The sequence below is a fragment of the Streptomyces novaecaesareae genome, assembly GCF_000716875.1.
In the GTDB taxonomy this organism is placed as follows: domain Bacteria; phylum Actinomycetota; class Actinomycetes; order Streptomycetales; family Streptomycetaceae; genus Kitasatospora; species Kitasatospora novaecaesareae.
The window spans coordinates 16,904-30,775 of record NZ_JNWQ01000002.1 but is presented as its reverse complement, the minus strand read 5'-3'; the positions used below and the strand labels follow the sequence as shown (position 1 = coordinate 30,775).

Annotated in this window: 14 protein-coding genes; 7 read left to right on the top strand and 7 right to left on the bottom strand. The window is 73.4% G+C overall.

Annotation, left to right across the window (positions count from 1 at the left end; genetic code table 11):
* Positions 1-132 precede the first annotated feature (132 nt).
* The 3 genes from OP86_RS01090 to OP86_RS01080 form a co-directional block, all read right to left on the bottom strand.
* Positions 133-1,503, bottom strand: a complete 1,371-nt coding sequence (locus OP86_RS01090) for an FAD-dependent oxidoreductase (protein WP_030060748.1) — start codon at positions 1,501-1,503, stop codon at positions 133-135.
* A gap of 75 nt (positions 1,504-1,578) precedes the next feature.
* Positions 1,579-2,373 (bottom strand): TIGR03084 family metal-binding protein, encoded by a 795-nt coding sequence (locus tag OP86_RS01085; RefSeq protein ID WP_030060747.1) that lies wholly within the window; start codon positions 2,371-2,373, stop codon positions 1,579-1,581.
* 207 nt (positions 2,374-2,580) lie between these two features.
* The gene (locus OP86_RS01080) at positions 2,581-4,065 is read right to left on the bottom strand and encodes an MFS transporter (protein WP_051829524.1); all 1,485 of its coding nucleotides are present in this window, start codon (positions 4,063-4,065) and stop codon (positions 2,581-2,583) included.
* 211 nt (positions 4,066-4,276) lie between these two features.
* Between OP86_RS01080 and OP86_RS01075 the strand changes: the two genes are divergently transcribed.
* Both OP86_RS01075 and OP86_RS01070 read left to right on the top strand, forming a co-directional pair.
* Complete coding sequence (locus OP86_RS01075; protein WP_033330552.1) at positions 4,277-4,951, top strand: TetR/AcrR family transcriptional regulator; 675 nt, start codon at positions 4,277-4,279, stop codon at positions 4,949-4,951.
* A gap of 432 nt (positions 4,952-5,383) precedes the next feature.
* Complete coding sequence (locus OP86_RS01070) at positions 5,384-6,109, top strand: helix-turn-helix transcriptional regulator (protein ID WP_033330618.1); 726 nt, start codon at positions 5,384-5,386, stop codon at positions 6,107-6,109.
* Positions 6,110-6,204: 95 nt separating this feature from the next.
* On the opposite strand, the gene OP86_RS01065 is transcribed toward OP86_RS01070, so the two are convergent.
* Together OP86_RS01065 and OP86_RS01060 are read right to left on the bottom strand one after the other, a co-directional pair.
* On the bottom strand, positions 6,205-6,501 hold the full coding sequence (locus OP86_RS01065; protein ID WP_030060742.1) for a hypothetical protein: 297 nt from the start codon (positions 6,499-6,501) through the stop codon (positions 6,205-6,207).
* A 114-nt stretch (positions 6,502-6,615) separates the two neighbouring features.
* Positions 6,616-7,695: a hypothetical protein gene (locus OP86_RS01060; protein WP_157849635.1), complete on the bottom strand. Its 1,080-nt coding sequence runs from the start codon at positions 7,693-7,695 to the stop codon at positions 6,616-6,618.
* 84 nt (positions 7,696-7,779) lie between these two features.
* On the opposite strand from OP86_RS01060, the gene OP86_RS01055 reads away from it, so the two are divergent.
* The 3 genes from OP86_RS01055 to uppS all read left to right on the top strand — a co-directional run bounded on the left by OP86_RS01055 (position 7,780) and on the right by uppS (position 9,932).
* Positions 7,780-8,079 (top strand): PadR family transcriptional regulator, encoded by a 300-nt coding sequence (locus tag OP86_RS01055; protein WP_033330549.1) that lies wholly within the window; start codon positions 7,780-7,782, stop codon positions 8,077-8,079.
* 227 nt (positions 8,080-8,306) lie between these two features.
* Positions 8,307-9,092: a hypothetical protein gene (locus OP86_RS01050; RefSeq protein ID WP_030060739.1), complete on the top strand. Its 786-nt coding sequence runs from the start codon at positions 8,307-8,309 to the stop codon at positions 9,090-9,092.
* A gap of 69 nt (positions 9,093-9,161) precedes the next feature.
* Positions 9,162-9,932 (top strand): polyprenyl diphosphate synthase, encoded by a 771-nt coding sequence (gene uppS, locus OP86_RS01045; protein WP_033330617.1) that lies wholly within the window; start codon positions 9,162-9,164, stop codon positions 9,930-9,932.
* Positions 9,933-9,945: 13 nt separating this feature from the next.
* Here the strand turns inward: uppS and OP86_RS01040 are convergent, their stop codons facing one another.
* Positions 9,946-10,695, bottom strand: coding sequence for a COG4705 family protein (locus OP86_RS01040; RefSeq protein ID WP_245231757.1), 750 nt, complete (start codon positions 10,693-10,695; stop codon positions 9,946-9,948).
* Positions 10,696-10,800: 105 nt separating this feature from the next.
* The gene (locus OP86_RS01035; RefSeq protein WP_157849634.1) at positions 10,801-11,451 is read right to left on the bottom strand and encodes a hypothetical protein; all 651 of its coding nucleotides are present in this window, start codon (positions 11,449-11,451) and stop codon (positions 10,801-10,803) included.
* Between the two features lie 148 nt (positions 11,452-11,599).
* Here OP86_RS01035 and OP86_RS01030 point away from each other — a divergent pair, with 148 nt between their 5' ends.
* On the top strand, positions 11,600-12,277 hold the full coding sequence (locus OP86_RS01030) for a response regulator transcription factor (protein ID WP_030060735.1): 678 nt from the start codon (positions 11,600-11,602) through the stop codon (positions 12,275-12,277).
* Positions 12,270-13,736, top strand: a complete 1,467-nt coding sequence (locus OP86_RS01025; RefSeq protein WP_342447776.1) for a sensor histidine kinase — start codon at positions 12,270-12,272, stop codon at positions 13,734-13,736. Before OP86_RS01030 ends, OP86_RS01025 begins: the two co-directional genes overlap by 8 nt.
* The last annotated feature ends 136 nt before the right edge of the window (positions 13,737-13,872 follow it).

Below are 13,872 nucleotides of genomic sequence, written 5' to 3'. Positions count from 1 at the left end.
CTCAGTCGGCGCCGTGGCGCCGTTCTCGACATGGTCGCGAAAAACTTTTTCCTTGCCCAACCGGACGGCCGTCGACCGCTTCCACGGTGCCGGCCGGCCGACCGCTTCCACGGTGCCGGTCGGCCGGGGGCTTCACGGTGTCGGTCCGCCGAAGGCCGAGGGCGGCACCGGCCGCCGGGCCGCCAGCAGGACGCGCAGCAGGGTGCGCGGGCGCATCAGGGACTGCGGGGAGGCCACCAGCCCGGCGATCCGCACCAGCGCGTCGGTGACCCTGGCGTCGCGGACCGCGGCCCGCTGGGCCAGCGCGACGTACCGGTTGACCAGGACGGTCTGCACCGTCCGGTGGCCCTTGACCCCGGGGTAGCCCAGGTCGGACACGGCGGCGAAGGACCAGGGGGCGCGGATCTCCCGCGCGACGTCCCGGAAGAAGGCCTGGTGGCGCGGCAGCCGCCGCCCCGCGGTGTGCCGGCGCAGCACCAGGGCCTGCAACGCGGCCGAGGTCATGCCCTGGGCGTAGGCGGGGTTGAAGCTGCACACCGCGTCGCCCATGACGACGAGGCCTTCGGGGAAGCGCTCCAGCCGGTGGTAGTCCCTGCGGACGCTGGCCGGGAAGCGGAACCGCAGGGGCTCGTCGAGGGGTTCGGCGTCGCGGATCGCCTCGTGGATCTCGGGGGCGGGCAGCGAGCGGACGTACGCGTGGAACCCTTCGGGGTCGGTGGGCGGGTGGTCGCCCAGGATCCCGGTCACCGACAGCTCCACCCGGTTGTCGTCGCCGGGCACCCGGTAGAAGAAGGCTCCGCGCGGGTGCGAGGGCGTGGCGGCCGGGATGATGGCGATCTCGCTGCCGAACGGGTCCTTGTCGAGGCGGTAGTGGCGGGTGGTGTACGCCAGGTCGATCTCGATCCGTTCCTCGGGCGGCGCGTCGTACCCCAGTTCGGCCAGCCACAGCGGGGTCCGGGAGCCGCGGCCGGTGGTGTCGACGACCAGGTGCGCGGAGAGCGTCCGCTCCTCGGCTCCCGGGGTCCGCTGCTGCACCCTGACCCCGGTGACCCGGCGTCCGGCGGCGTCGGCCACCGGGGCGATGATGTCGTGCTCCTCCAGGAACGTCACCTCCGGCAGCGCCCGCACCCGTTCGCGCAGGTGGTGTTCGAGCACCGGCCGGGTGGCGGGCACGGACGGCAGGCCGGTGCGGGCCTGCCGCAGCCGCAGCCCGTTGAAGTACCACCGGATGTCGCCGCTGAAGTCGCCCGGCCGCACCCCGGCGGCGATCAACTCCTCGGTGAGGCCGGGGAACAGCGACTCCATGATCTGGTGGCCCCGGGCGACCAGCCCGTGGGCGTGGTTGCCGTGCGGGACTCCGCGGCGCGGCCCGCGGGTCCCGAGGACCTTGTCGCGTTCGACGATGACGACCCGGGGATAGGACTCGGAGAGCACCCTGGCCGCCAGCAGGCCCGCGATGCTTCCGCCGAGAACCACGGCACATTCGTCGGTACGGGTGCCCATGACGACTCCTTCTCTCGGATTCTCTCGGTTCCGGACACGGCGCTCGGCGCCCTTGGGCGTGTCTAGCGGAACTGGCTAGCGGAACTGGCCGGGTGTGCGGCCGGGGCCGGCCGGGCCGCGGTAGGCCTGGGCGATGTCGAGCCAGGCGTCGGCGTCCTTGCCGCGGGCCGTCAGGGCGAGGTCGTCGCGGTGCCGGCGCCGGGTCACCAGGAGGCAGAAGTCGACGGCGGGGCCGCTGATCCGCTGCTGCGCGTCGGCCGGGCCGAACTCCCAGTGCGCGCCGGAGGGGGCGGTGATCTCGAAGCGGAACTCCGTCTCGGGCGTGTCCAGTTGGCGGGCCTGGTAGCCGAAGTCCCAGGTGCGGACGGCGAATTCGACCAGGTAGCGGAGCCGGTCGGTGGGCTCGCGGCGCACCCCGAGCGTGTCGGCGATGTCCTGGCCGTGGCCGAACAGCTCCATCATCCCGGCGGCGGCGAGGACGGGCGCGGTCAGCGGGCGGACCAGCCACGGCACCGGCCGGTCCGCCGGGACGGCCGCCAGCGCCTGCTCGGCGGAGCGGCGCTCGGCGTTCCAGCGCTCCAGCAGGATCTGCGGGGTGCTCGCCGCCAGGTAGGGCTTGAGAGCCTGCTGCACCGCACCGTCGAAGTCCGGTCCGATGCCGGCGGCCAGCGCCTTGAACGCCTCGGGGTCGCCCGCCGCCGTTCCGGCCAGCTTGAACGTGGCCGCGAGGTGGGCGATCTGGTGGGCGATGGTCCAGCCGGGCGCCGGTGTCAGGCGCGCCCAGTCGGCGTCCGCCAGGTCTGCCACCAGCGCCTCGACGGCCTCGCCCTCTGCCACCAGTGCGGAGATCACGTCCTGCGAGTCGGCCATCTCTGTTCCCTTCCGTCGAGCGGATCCGGATATCTGATGCACCGTCAACACTCAAGGCAGAGCGCTCAATCGGGGCAAATCCAGTATCATCCGCCCGGAGCCGGGCAAGCTTCTCCTTCCGTGCTCTGCACTCCCACCCGCACCCCGCCGGGGCGCACGCACGGCGGCGGCGCCCCGGCGGGGTGCGGCGGTCAGTCGGCCGCCGGGTCAGTCGGCCGCCGGGGCGAGGGCCACGGCGGCGAGCCGGCTGCGGCGGCTGATGTACCAGGCGGCCGCGCCGCACAGCAGGGCGAGGACGGAGACCGCCAGCAGGACGGCGGAGGCCGAGGAGACCAGGCTCGCCAGCAGCAGCGGTCCGGTCAGGCCGCCCAGCCGGTTGAAGAGGGAGACCAGGCCGGTGGTCCGGCCGCGCCGCTCCGGGTCCGCCAGGTCGGCGGCGATCGGGAGGAAGATCGCGGCCATCGAGTTGACCGAGAACAGCGCCGCCACCAGCGCGCCCGCGCAGATCCAGCCCACCTTGGCCACCGCGCCGCTGGCGGTGAGCGCCACCAGCAGCACGGCGGTGGCGGTGGCCAGGCCCGCCGCCATGGACGTCGGCCCGAAGCGGCGGTAGCCGACCATCAGCAGCAGGGCGCACGGAATCATCGCGACCGCCGCCACGGTGAGCATCAGGTTGGCGGTGTGCACCGGCACCCCGCCGATCCTGGCCAGGCTCGGCACCCAGGTGCTGAGCCCGAAGGTGAGCAGTCCGATCAGGGTGGCGAAGGCGCGCTGCAGGCCGTGGGTGAGGGTCCGCGAGGAGTTGGGGAGGTGCTGGACGACCGGTGTGCGGCGGGCCGCGGGGGCGCGGGCGGAGCCGCGGTTGGGGACGAAGGGGGTGAGGAGGGCCAGGGCGGCTCCGGTGGGGGCGCCGATCAGCCAGAGGATCCGCCAGCCGAACACCGGCTCCAGCCAGAGCGCCGAGCCGGCGGCGATCAGGTAGCCGACGGCGGTGGCGACGACGGAGAGCGCCACCACCACCGATCCGCGGACCGGTCCGCCGACCGTCTCGGTGAGCAGGGTGATCAGCAGCGGGGCGAGGCCGCCGACCGCCAGGCCCATCAGGGCGCACATCACCAGGTTCCCGTGGAAGGTGGGCATCGAGCCGCACATGCTGGTGGCGGTGAAGCCGAGGGTGGCGATCAGGTAGGAGCTGCGCCGGCCGATCCGGTCGGTGAGCACGCCGAACAGCACGGCGCCGACCGCCGTCCCGCTCAGTCCGCTGACCGCCAGCAGGGAGGCCGTCCGGGGGTCGAGGCCGTACTCGGCCCGCATGCCGGGGATGACGAAGCCCAGGGTGGAGGTCTTGCTGATGTCGATGGTGAGGGCGGCCGTGCCGATGGCGGCGATCAGCAGCCGGCCGCGCCGGCTCGTCCGGGTGTCGGCCGCGTCGGCCTTCGGCCGCCCGCGCAGGGCCGCGCCGACCACGACGAGCAGCAGGCCGGCGACGGCGGTGAACATCTCCGGCATGTCCGAGAGCGCCATGCCGTGCAGTTTCCGTCCCGGGTCGGCCGACATGTGGTCCATCGGCATCGCGGGATCCATCGCGAAGGAGTGCTGGAAGGCCACTGCGGAGGAGACCAGCACGATCACGCCGCCCAGGGAGAGGAGCAGGGTGGCAGCGGTGGCCCTGCCGGGGGCTGTGGTGGACAAGGGCGGCCTCCGTTTGACCAGTGGGGTGACGGCCGGCGCGATGGGTCGTCGACGTACCCGCTCCGGCCCTCGCCCGACCCTGGAATGGTGCATCAGGTGACTGGAAAGCTACGGGCGGCGCCCGGAGGGCCGCTTCTCGCATCGTGCGGGGATCAGGGGGTTGTGCACCGCGAACGGCTCTGCCATAACGGCGTTTTGCTTCACTGGGGGGATGAGTCCGCGTCGCTCGGATCCCACTGCCCGTCCCACGCTGGTGGACATCGCCGCCCGATTGCTGGCGGAGGAAGGGCCACAGGCACTGTCCGCCCGCCGCATCGCGAGCGAGGTCGGCACCTCGACGATGGCTCTGTACACCCACTTCAACGGAATGCGCGGGCTGGTGCGCGCCATGGTGCACGAGGGGTTCACCCGGCTCCAGCACTATTTCACCGGGGTCGAGTTCAGCGACGACCCGGTGAGCGACCTGGCGCTGCTGGGCCGCGCGTACCGGTGCAACGCGCTGGCCAACCCCCACCTGTACGCGGTGATGTTCGGCGGTTCCTCGCTGGCCGGATTCTCCCTCGACGAGGAGGACCGGCAGTACGGCCGGTACACGCTGGCCGGCGTGGCCGAGTGCGCCGCCCGCTGCATCGAGGCCGGGCGGTTCCACGCGCAGGACGCCGAGCTGGTGGCCCATCAGATGTGGTCGGCGGTGCACGGCCTGGTCGTGCTGGAGCTCGGCGGCTACCTGACCGAGCCCTGGGACGCCGACCGCCTGCTGGAGGCGCAGTTGGTGGGGCTGATGGTCGGGGTCGGCGACCTTCGGGAGTCCGCCACCGGATCGGTGGCGGAGTCCGCGCGACGGCTGCAGGAGGAGCTGGTCCCGGTGGCGGACGATTCCGCGTGACGGCGACGGCCACCTGACCGCCGTCGGCATTTCCCAGGAGTCGCACCGATTCCCTCAGGGTGCGACCCTCCCCACACGTACCAGCCGCAACACCCCCCTCCGTCGCATCTCCTGAATTGCTGCAGTATTTCAAACATATACCAGCCAGTATCGCGCCCCCGAGTTTGCCAAATGAAGGCACTGGGCATCCGTTGAACTTGACATGCCCACCTGCTAAGGTCATCAGTTATTGTGACGCCACTCTGCGTCACCATCGCATTACGGAAGGGAGTGAGAAACCTCGCAGGCTCCGGTAGCCCGAGGGGCACCCGAAACCTCGGCGTCCCATAATTCGATACCGGAGCGGAGTCTCTGTCGACCAGCGGTACGGGAGAACCTGGAGTCGCTTTGAAGCCCGCTATCGAACAGGCCGTGGCTCGGGCCATCGAGGTCATGCACGAGAACATCGGCGAAATACTGACCATAGACGACATGGCACAGGCAGCAATCTACAGCAAATTCCACTTCTCCCGGGAATTCCAACGGGTGACCGGCGTCTCGCCGAGACGTTTCCTCTCAGCCATCCGCATCGAAGCCGCCAAACGCCTGCTCATCGAGACGACCTACACCGTGACCGAGATCAGCCATCGCGTCGGCTACAGCAGCGTCGGCACCTTCAGCTCACGGTTCGCCAGCAGCGTCGGCACCTCCCCCACCATGTTCCGCCAGTTACGCGGCTTCACCACCAGCATCGAGATCGACTCCCGGCGCCGGACCCCACCGACCGAACTCACCACCGTCCGCGGCGAGATCCGGGCCTCCGTCGCCGAGGAACTCGGCCGTGTCTTCGTCGGACTCTTCCCCACCCGCATCCCGGAGGGTCGGCCGGTGGCCTGCACCGTCCTCCCCCGCCCCGGCACGTTCCTCCTCGACCGCGTGCCGGCCGGGACCTGGTACCTCCTCGCGCACTCCGTCCCCGCCTCCTTCGACGAAGTCCTCACCGGCGAGGTCTCCGTCGGCTCCCTCGGCCCCCTCGAAATCCGGCTGGACACACCGTTACGCCCACTCGGCTTACGCCTGCGCCCGGTGCGCGCCCTCGACCCCCCGGTCCTCCTCGCCCTCCTGGACGTCCGGGCAGCGGCCTTCAACGGAAGCAGCGCCGTCCCCAGCACCGGCTGAACCCCACCGTCGCGACGGGCGCGTCCACCTCGTCGGGGCAGTACCCCGTTCAGTGATCCGACCGCATCACTTCACCCGTCACTTCACCCGTCACTTCACCCCCCCGGAACGGCCCGAAATGCGACGGCACCCGAATTCAGTGCGAACAACCCCTCGGGTGCGGACGGGACGGCTATGCCGATGCCGAGTCCACCCGATTCCTCCGGCGTCTCGACCCGGTCGATCAACAGGCTCGGCAGGTCCGGCGAAATGCTCATGTGCCGCACATTGGAGAAGAGGACCTCGATGCTCTCTTCGGCGCCGAACCTCGGCGCGTTCCGGAACAGGAGCCCGGAATAGCCGAACCCGTAAACCCGGACCTTGAATTCGCGATCCCACGCGATCAAGCGCATGTGATGACCCCATCCGGTGTGACACAACGGCCGAGAGGCCCCCTCGCGTGGCGCCGGCGGCCACGGCGGAAGGGACCTCTCGGCCCAGGTCATCCGATTCGACGACCGGATCGACTACGTCCCACCATTACCCCGGCGGTGGAACGAGCGGCCCGGAATCCCCGTCATCGCCGCGCCGAAGGCGATCGCGCCCGTCAGCAGCGCACCGGCGAGCGCGACGGCGGCCCACCCGCCCATGGAGTCGACCCGGCCGCCGAGCCCCAGGGCCCGCCACAGCGCGTCCCGCAGCGCCAGCGCGACCGGTAGCGCCGCCGCCCCCGCGGTGGCACCGATCCGGGCGGCTCGCCGCACTCCCGACACGGCGCTCGGCACGGCGAACCGGAGGACGCCGTTGCAGATCTCCAGGAAGGCGAAGGTGCCGCCCGCGAACACGGCGGTCTCGACGGCGAAGAGCAGCGGCCCCTGCCAACCCTCCCCCACCGCCAGCCCGGTGGCGACCAGCAGGCCAGCACCGAGGGCGCCCGCCGCGGCGAGCACGGTGAAGCGGGCGCGGACGAAGCCGATCGCGCCGCCGCGGCCCCGGACAGGCCGGACGGCGAGTCCGCGAGCCGTCCGCGAGGGGCGCGCCAGGACGTCCAGCAGGGGCAGGACGTCGTCGAGCCAGTCCCCGTCCGCAGGGCGGCGGCCCTCGTCCGACGCCCTCGGCAGCAGTCGGACCGCGCGCCGCTGCAGCAGGAGGCCCGCGACCGCGACCGCCGTGAGCGGCACCAGCGAGCCGATCAGCCAGGGCGTACCGCGGTTCCAGAGTTCGCGGTCCGCGCGGGCGGCGACGGCCGCCCAGTCGGTGGCCGCCGTCGCCGCGACGAGCAGCGTGCAGACCAGCGCGGCCCGCAGGATCTGCTCCACCCGGTACAGCGGCAGCGGTTCGTCGCGGCGGCACAGCAGCGCCCGCACCGGGCCGAGCGCGCCGAGCAGCGGGACGAAGAACATCGTGAACGTCACGACCGTGTCGTACGGGTCGCCCTGCCAGGGACTGCCCGTCCGTACGGCGCGCAACTGCGTTGTGGCGTAGGCGAACGCGGTGAAGACGCCGGCGCCCGCGGCGGAGGTCCACAGCGCCGCGGCGGCGGCCGGGCGAGCGCGGTGCCCGACGGGTAGGACCGCGGGGTGATGGTGCGTCACATTCTCATGCATGGCGGCGATGGTACACACCGCGTAATACGTGGCACGTACTTCACGGCACGTAGTATGGTGCGGCGTCAGAACGGAGGGATCGGCATGCAAGCCAACGATGCCCAGACGCTGGTGCTCTGCGCCCTGGCCGACGGACCACTGCACGGATACGCCATCAACACGGCGATCGAGGAACTGACCGGGGAACGCCTCGGGCCCGGCAGCCTGTACGGGGCGCTGACCCGGCTGGAGTCCAAGCAGCTCATCGAGCCGCTCGACGGCCAGGGACGCCAACGCCCCGTCCGGCTGACACCGCAGGGCCGGGAGGTGCTGGAGCGCGAACTGCGCACCATGGCCCGGGTCGCGGACGCCGGCCTGCGCCGCCTGGGGGTGAACCCCGCATGAACGAGCGCAGCGAGAGAACCGACAAGAGGTGCGTGTTTCGCGAAGCGACCGGCGAGCGCAGCGAGGTGGGCGCATGAACGAGCGCAGCGAGAGAACCGACAAGAGGTGCGTGTTTCGCGAAGCGACCGGCGAGCGCAGCGAGGTGGGCACGTGAACGAGCGCAGCGAGAGAACCGTCAAGAGGTGCGTGTTTCGCGAAGCGACCGGCGAGCGCAGCGAGGTGGGCGCATGAGTGTCGTCGCCCGGACGCTGGTCCGGCTCTACCCGGACGCCTTCCGCGAGCGCTGGGGCGCCATGGTGGAGGAGGAGGCCCGGGGCGCCGGCTGGAAGTCGTGGCCCAACCTGGTCGCCGGCATCGCCGACATGTGGCTGCACCCGGCGCTCTGGCCCGCCGACTCCCCGGCCCAGCGGCAACGGCGGGTGGCGACCATGGGCATCACGGTCGCACTCGCCGCCTGGCTGCTCGGCCACCTGGTGGCCGAGCAGGGCGGCCCGCTGCCCGCCGACGGCGTCCGCAGCGGGATCATGCACGGCTGCACCACTCTGCTGCTGCTCGGGATCGCCCTCGTCGCCCCCAGGCCGAGGCCGACCCTGGGGGCCACAATCACCTTGCTGCGCTGGGCCGTTCGGCGGCTCGCCGTTCCGGCGGCGCTCGGTGCGAGTGTGGTGGTGCTGGTGCACGGCGTCGACGCGGCGGCCTCACCGCCCACGCTGCGCACCGCCGTGCTCGCCGGCTGGTGGACCGCCCTGGGCCTGGGGGCGATCCAGATCCCCCGGATCTTCACCGGTGTCGGCGCGGACGCGGTCGTACCGCCGCACGCCGGGCGGCTGCGCCTCGGCGTGTGGACGCTGGCCGCCGCCAGCGCGACCGGAGGCGCGACCATCCTGGGCGTCTCCGTGGCCGGCGGCGCGCTGCACGTCCTCGGTGCCACCGTCGGTGTGGGTCTGCTGCTGTTGACGGCGGTGTGCGCGGGCACCCTGCGCGACCTGCGCGAGCTGCCCTCGGCCGGCTGAACCGCCGCACCCGCCCGAACGCCCAGGCGCCCGAACTCCCGGACGTACCAATCCCTTTGGACGGTGATCATGCCTGACCTGCTCCACGCCCACTACACCCGCCGCCTGCGCCGCCGCGTCATGGCGGGCCCACTGCCCAGGCACGTCGGCCTGATCGTGGACGGCAACCGCCGCTGGGCCCGGGAGCAGGGCATGGCGGATCCGAGCCTCGGCCACCAGGCGGGCGCCGAGCACATCGAGGAAGTGCTGTCCTGGTGCGAAGCCCTGGGGATCCGGCACGTCACCGTCTTCCTCTGCTCGACCGAGAACCTCCAGCGCCGCGGCGACTCCGAGGTCGCCTTCCTGATGCGGCTGATCGAGCAGGTGGTGGCCGGCCGGCTCACCAGGCCGGACGCCGGCTGGCGGGTCCACCTCGCCGGCCTGCCCGACATCCTCCCCGACAGCACCGCCCGTGCCCTCAAGGAGGCGGTCGAGGCCACCCGCACCTGCACGACCGGGGCGCACGTCACCCTGGCCGTCGGCTACGGCGGCCGGCAGGAGGTCATCGAGGCCCTCCGCGAGCTGATGTACGTCCGGGCCGAGGCCGGCGTGTCGCTGACCGAACTCGCCGACACCCTGAGCGTCGACGACGTCGCCCCGCACCTCTACACCGCCGGCCGCCCCGACCCGGACCTGGTCATCCGCACCAGCGGCGAGCAGCGCCTGTCGAACTTCCTGCTCTGGCAGAGCGCCTACTCGGAGCTGTACTTCTGCGAGGCCCACTGGCCCGCGTTCCGCGAGCTCGACTTCCTGCGCGCCATCCGCAGCTTCGCCGCCCGGGACCGCCGCTACGGCCACTGAGGCGGGCCCGCCCTCACCCGCGCTGTCGGCGCCGGTCGTCGGCGCTCAGCCACAGCACCAGGCCCACGATCACGACGCCGAGGACGAGGCTGACCGGGCCGGTGCCCAGGTCGAGGCCGCCCCGCTCGTGGCTGACCCCGGCCCAGTCGGCGAAGCACGCGCCCAGCGGCCGGGTGAGCACGTAGGCCCACCAGAAGGTGAGCACCGGCGGGGCGTCGAGCAGCCGGTGGACGAGGGCGGGCACCGCGATCATGGCCGCGAACAGCAGGGCGGACGGCAGGTAGCCCCAGCCCAGCGTGGCGGCGGTCAGGTCGCCGACCGCCGTGCCCAGCGCGAACGTGGCCATGACCGCCGACCAGTAGAAGACCTCCCGGCGGCCGCCGGCCACCGACTCCACCGCCAGCGTGCCCTCCAGCCGCCGCCACAGGCCGAACACCACCGCCAGCGCCACCGCGAAGGCGGCGGTGGAGACGGCGTACGGCACGCCGATCACGACGTGCGCGACGTCGGCGGCCATCGTCCCGAACACGCTGACCATCACCACCGCCGCCCAGTACACGGCCGGCACGTAGCGGCGGGCCCGGGCCTGCGCCGCCAGCGCGGCGGCCAGCAGCAGGCCCGCGGACGCGACGGCCGGTACCGGCCCGAGCACCCGGGCGAGGTAGTCGGAGGTGGTCTCGCCCATGCCGGTGGTGAGGATCTTGACGACCCAGAACACCGCCGTCACCTGCGGAACCTTGCTCCGCAGGAGGCCGGCGGACACGGGCTGACGGTGCTGGGCCCCCTGGGGGGCCGTTGTGGCGCTCACGGCGCTCCCTTCCCCGGCGCGCGGCTCGGCCGCGCCCGGACACATGGGTTCGGGTGGACCTCAGCCGCCCAGGACGGTGTTGCCGGTGACCGCGCCGCTGGTGCCGTCCACCGTCACCAGGTGCCGCACGCCGTCCGGGCCGACGACCACGGCCTGCCAGGCGCGGCCGCCGCCCTGCTCGGTGGCCGGGGACAGCGACTCCACCTTTCCGCCGGACACCGCCGCCGCGGCCTTCGCCACCGCGTCCGCCGCATCGGTGGACGGCAGCGGCGCCGGAGCCGTCCGGCCGGCGCCCCGGGTGCCTTCCCCGCCGCGCGCGCCGTCGCCGTCCTCACGGCCGCCGTCCCGGCCGTCGTGTCCGCCGCGGTGGCCCTGGCCGTTCCCGCCGTGACCCTTCTCACCCCGGTCGGACTCGCCCCAGCCGGACTCACCCCGGCCGGACTCGCCGCGCCCGCCCTCGCCGTACCCACCGTGACCGTGACCGTGGTCGGCCGCCGAGGCCTCCCTCCGGTCGCCGTGGCCCTCGGCCACGTGGTGCACCGCCACCGCCGCGCCACCGGCCACCACGACCGCCGCCGCGCCGGCCGCGACCCACCGCACCGGACGCCCGCGCAGCCACCGCCGCGCGCCGCGCGCCTTGCCGGCGGGCTCCGTCTCCGGCCGGCCCTGCGGCTGACCCTGCGGCTGCTCGAACTCCATGGGCTCGCTCACTGCGCCCACCCCTTGCTTCCCGGCCCGGTGCCCGGGCCCTGTGCCCGGATCATGGTCGGGACAGCATGTCCGGCCCTTGCTGAAGATCAGCTGAAGACCTGAAGGGGCCCTCAGCTTGCGCCCGCCGCGACCTGCCACCCTGGAGGGCATGCGCGTACTGGTAGTAGAGGACGAACGCCGTCTGGCCATGGCCCTGCAGCACGGGCTGACCACCGAGGGCTTCACCGTCGACGTCGCCCACGACGGCCTGTCCGGTCTCGCCAAGGCCACCGACCACGCCTACGACGTGATCGTCCTCGACATCATGCTGCCGGGCCTCAACGGCTACCGGGTCTGCTCCCGGCTGCGCGCCAGCGGCAGCGACGTCGGCATCCTCATGCTCACCGCCAAGGACGGCGAGTGGGACGAGGCCGAGGCGCTGGACACCGGTGCCGACGACTACCTGTCCAAGCCCTTCTCCTTCGTCGTCCTGGTCGCCCGCCTCAACGCCCTCGCCCGCCGGATCGGCAGCCGGGCCCCGCGCCGTACCGTCCTGGGCGACCTCGTCGTCGACTCCGCCGCCCGTACCTGCACCCGCGCCGGCACCACGATCCCCCTCACCCCCCGCGAGTTCGCGCTGCTGGACCACCTCGCCCGCCGGGCCGGCGAGGCCGTCTCGAAGCGGGAGATCCTCGACCAGGTCTGGGACAGCGGCCCCGACGCCGACCCCAACACCGTCGAGGTCCACATCAGCGCGCTGCGCCGCAAGATCGACGCCCCGTTCGGGCGCGCCGCAGTGCAGACCGTGCGCGGGGCCGGCTACCGGCTGGCGGCCGACGGTGGCTGACCGGACCGCGCCGTACGACCGCCCGACGCCGCCCCGCACGGTGCGCCACCGGGCCCGCGCCGCCCTGCGCCGGGCCACCCGGCACCCCCGCATCGCCGCCCTGATCCACCGGCTCGCCCCCCGCTCGGTCCGCACCCGCACCACGCTCGCCGCCTGCGCCAGCGTCGCCTTCGTCCTCCTCGCCGCCTCCGCCGCCGTCCTCCTGCTGCTGCGCGCGAACCTGGAACGCACCGTCGAGACCGGCGCCCGCGAGCAGGCCCAGGCCATCGCCCGTCTCGCCGCGGACGGCCACCTCACCGCGCAGCTGCCGCTCGACCACGGCACCGACTTCATCCAGGTCATCGACGCCACCGGCCGCGTCCTCGCCGCCAGCGGCAACATCGCCGGCCAGCCCCCGCTCGCCCCCACCCGCACCAGGGGCGGCCACAACAGCTACAACGTGCACGCCCTCGGCGCCGAACACCACCAGCGCGTCACCACCGTCACCGCGGCCTCCCCCACCGGGCCCGTCACCATCCACGTCGGCGCCTCGCTGCGCACCGTCGACGCCGCGGAGGACGTCACCACCGCGGCCCTCGCCGCGCTCAGCGGGCTCCTGCTGCTCACCACCGCCGCCCTCACCTGGCGTGCCACCGGCCGCGCGCTGCGCCCCGTCGAGGCCATCCGCGCCGAGGTCGCCGCCATCGGGGACCGCGACCTCGCCCGGCGCGTGCCGGAACCGCGCAGCGACGACGAGATCGCCCGGCTCGCCCACACCATGAACGCCATGCTCGAACGCCTCGAAGCGGCCGGCACCCGCCAGCGCCGCTTCATCGCCGACGCCTCCCACGAGCTGCGCAGCCCGCTGACCGTCCTGCGCACCCAGCTGGAGGTCGCCCTCACCGTCCCCGATCCGGCCGTCCGCGCCGACCTCGTCGCCGGCGCCCTCCAGGACACCGAGCGCCTCCAGGCCCTGGCCACCGACCTGCTGCTGCTGGCCCGCCTCGACGCCACCGGCCAGGAACGCCCCGGCCAAGGCGTCGACCTCGCCGAGCTCGTCGACACCACCGTCCGCGCCAGGGCCTGTCTGCAGACTCCCGTCGTCCTGCACACGGCGGCCGACATCACGGTGCCCGGCAACCCCCAGTGGCTCGGCCGGCTCCTGACCAACCTGCTGGACAACGCCCAGCGGCACGCCCGGCAGGACGTCACCGTCCGGCTGCGCCGGGACGACGCCACCGGCGAAGCCGTCCTCGACGTCTCCAACGACGGCCCCGGGATCCCGCCGGCCGATCGCGAGCGGATCTTCGAACGCTTCACCCGCCTCGACGACGCCCGCAGCCGCGACGACGGCGGCACCGGCCTGGGCCTGCCGATCGCCCGCGACATCGCCACCATCCACGGCGGCACCCTCACCGTCCTGGACGCCCCCGGCCCCACCACCTTCCGGGCCCGGCTCCCGCTCGCCACCGCACCCTGACGCCCGGGGCGGGGCAGGGCGGGGCGGCACGGGGCGGGCCGCCGCCGAACGGCCCCGGACACGGCCGAGGGGCCCGCCCCGTGCGCAGTGCACGGTGCGGGCCCCTCGATCCCGGACGAAACGCCGGGGGTGAAAC

Excerpts from the sequence above, each read along its gene's own strand:
- OP86_RS01070 (WP_033330618.1), top strand. The coding sequence starts at position 5,384 with ATGCACGAGAACATCGGCGAAATACTGACCATAGACGACATGGCACAG.
- OP86_RS01065 (WP_030060742.1), bottom strand. The coding sequence starts at position 6,501 with ATGCGCTTGATCGCGTGGGATCGCGAATTCAAGGTCCGGGTTTACGGG.
- OP86_RS01050 (WP_030060739.1), top strand. The coding sequence starts at position 8,307 with ATGAGTGTCGTCGCCCGGACGCTGGTCCGGCTCTACCCGGACGCCTTC.
- OP86_RS01075 (WP_033330552.1), top strand. The coding sequence starts at position 4,277 with ATGAGTCCGCGTCGCTCGGATCCCACTGCCCGTCCCACGCTGGTGGAC.
- OP86_RS01090 (WP_030060748.1), bottom strand. The coding sequence starts at position 1,503 with ATGGGCACCCGTACCGACGAATGTGCCGTGGTTCTCGGCGGAAGCATC.
- uppS (WP_033330617.1), top strand. The coding sequence starts at position 9,162 with ATGCCTGACCTGCTCCACGCCCACTACACCCGCCGCCTGCGCCGCCGC.
- OP86_RS01085 (WP_030060747.1), bottom strand. The coding sequence starts at position 2,373 with ATGGCCGACTCGCAGGACGTGATCTCCGCACTGGTGGCAGAGGGCGAG.
- OP86_RS01060 (WP_157849635.1), bottom strand. The coding sequence starts at position 7,695 with ATGCATGAGAATGTGACGCACCATCACCCCGCGGTCCTACCCGTCGGG.
- OP86_RS01030 (WP_030060735.1), top strand. The coding sequence starts at position 11,600 with ATGCGCGTACTGGTAGTAGAGGACGAACGCCGTCTGGCCATGGCCCTG.
- OP86_RS01055 (WP_033330549.1), top strand. The coding sequence starts at position 7,780 with ATGCAAGCCAACGATGCCCAGACGCTGGTGCTCTGCGCCCTGGCCGAC.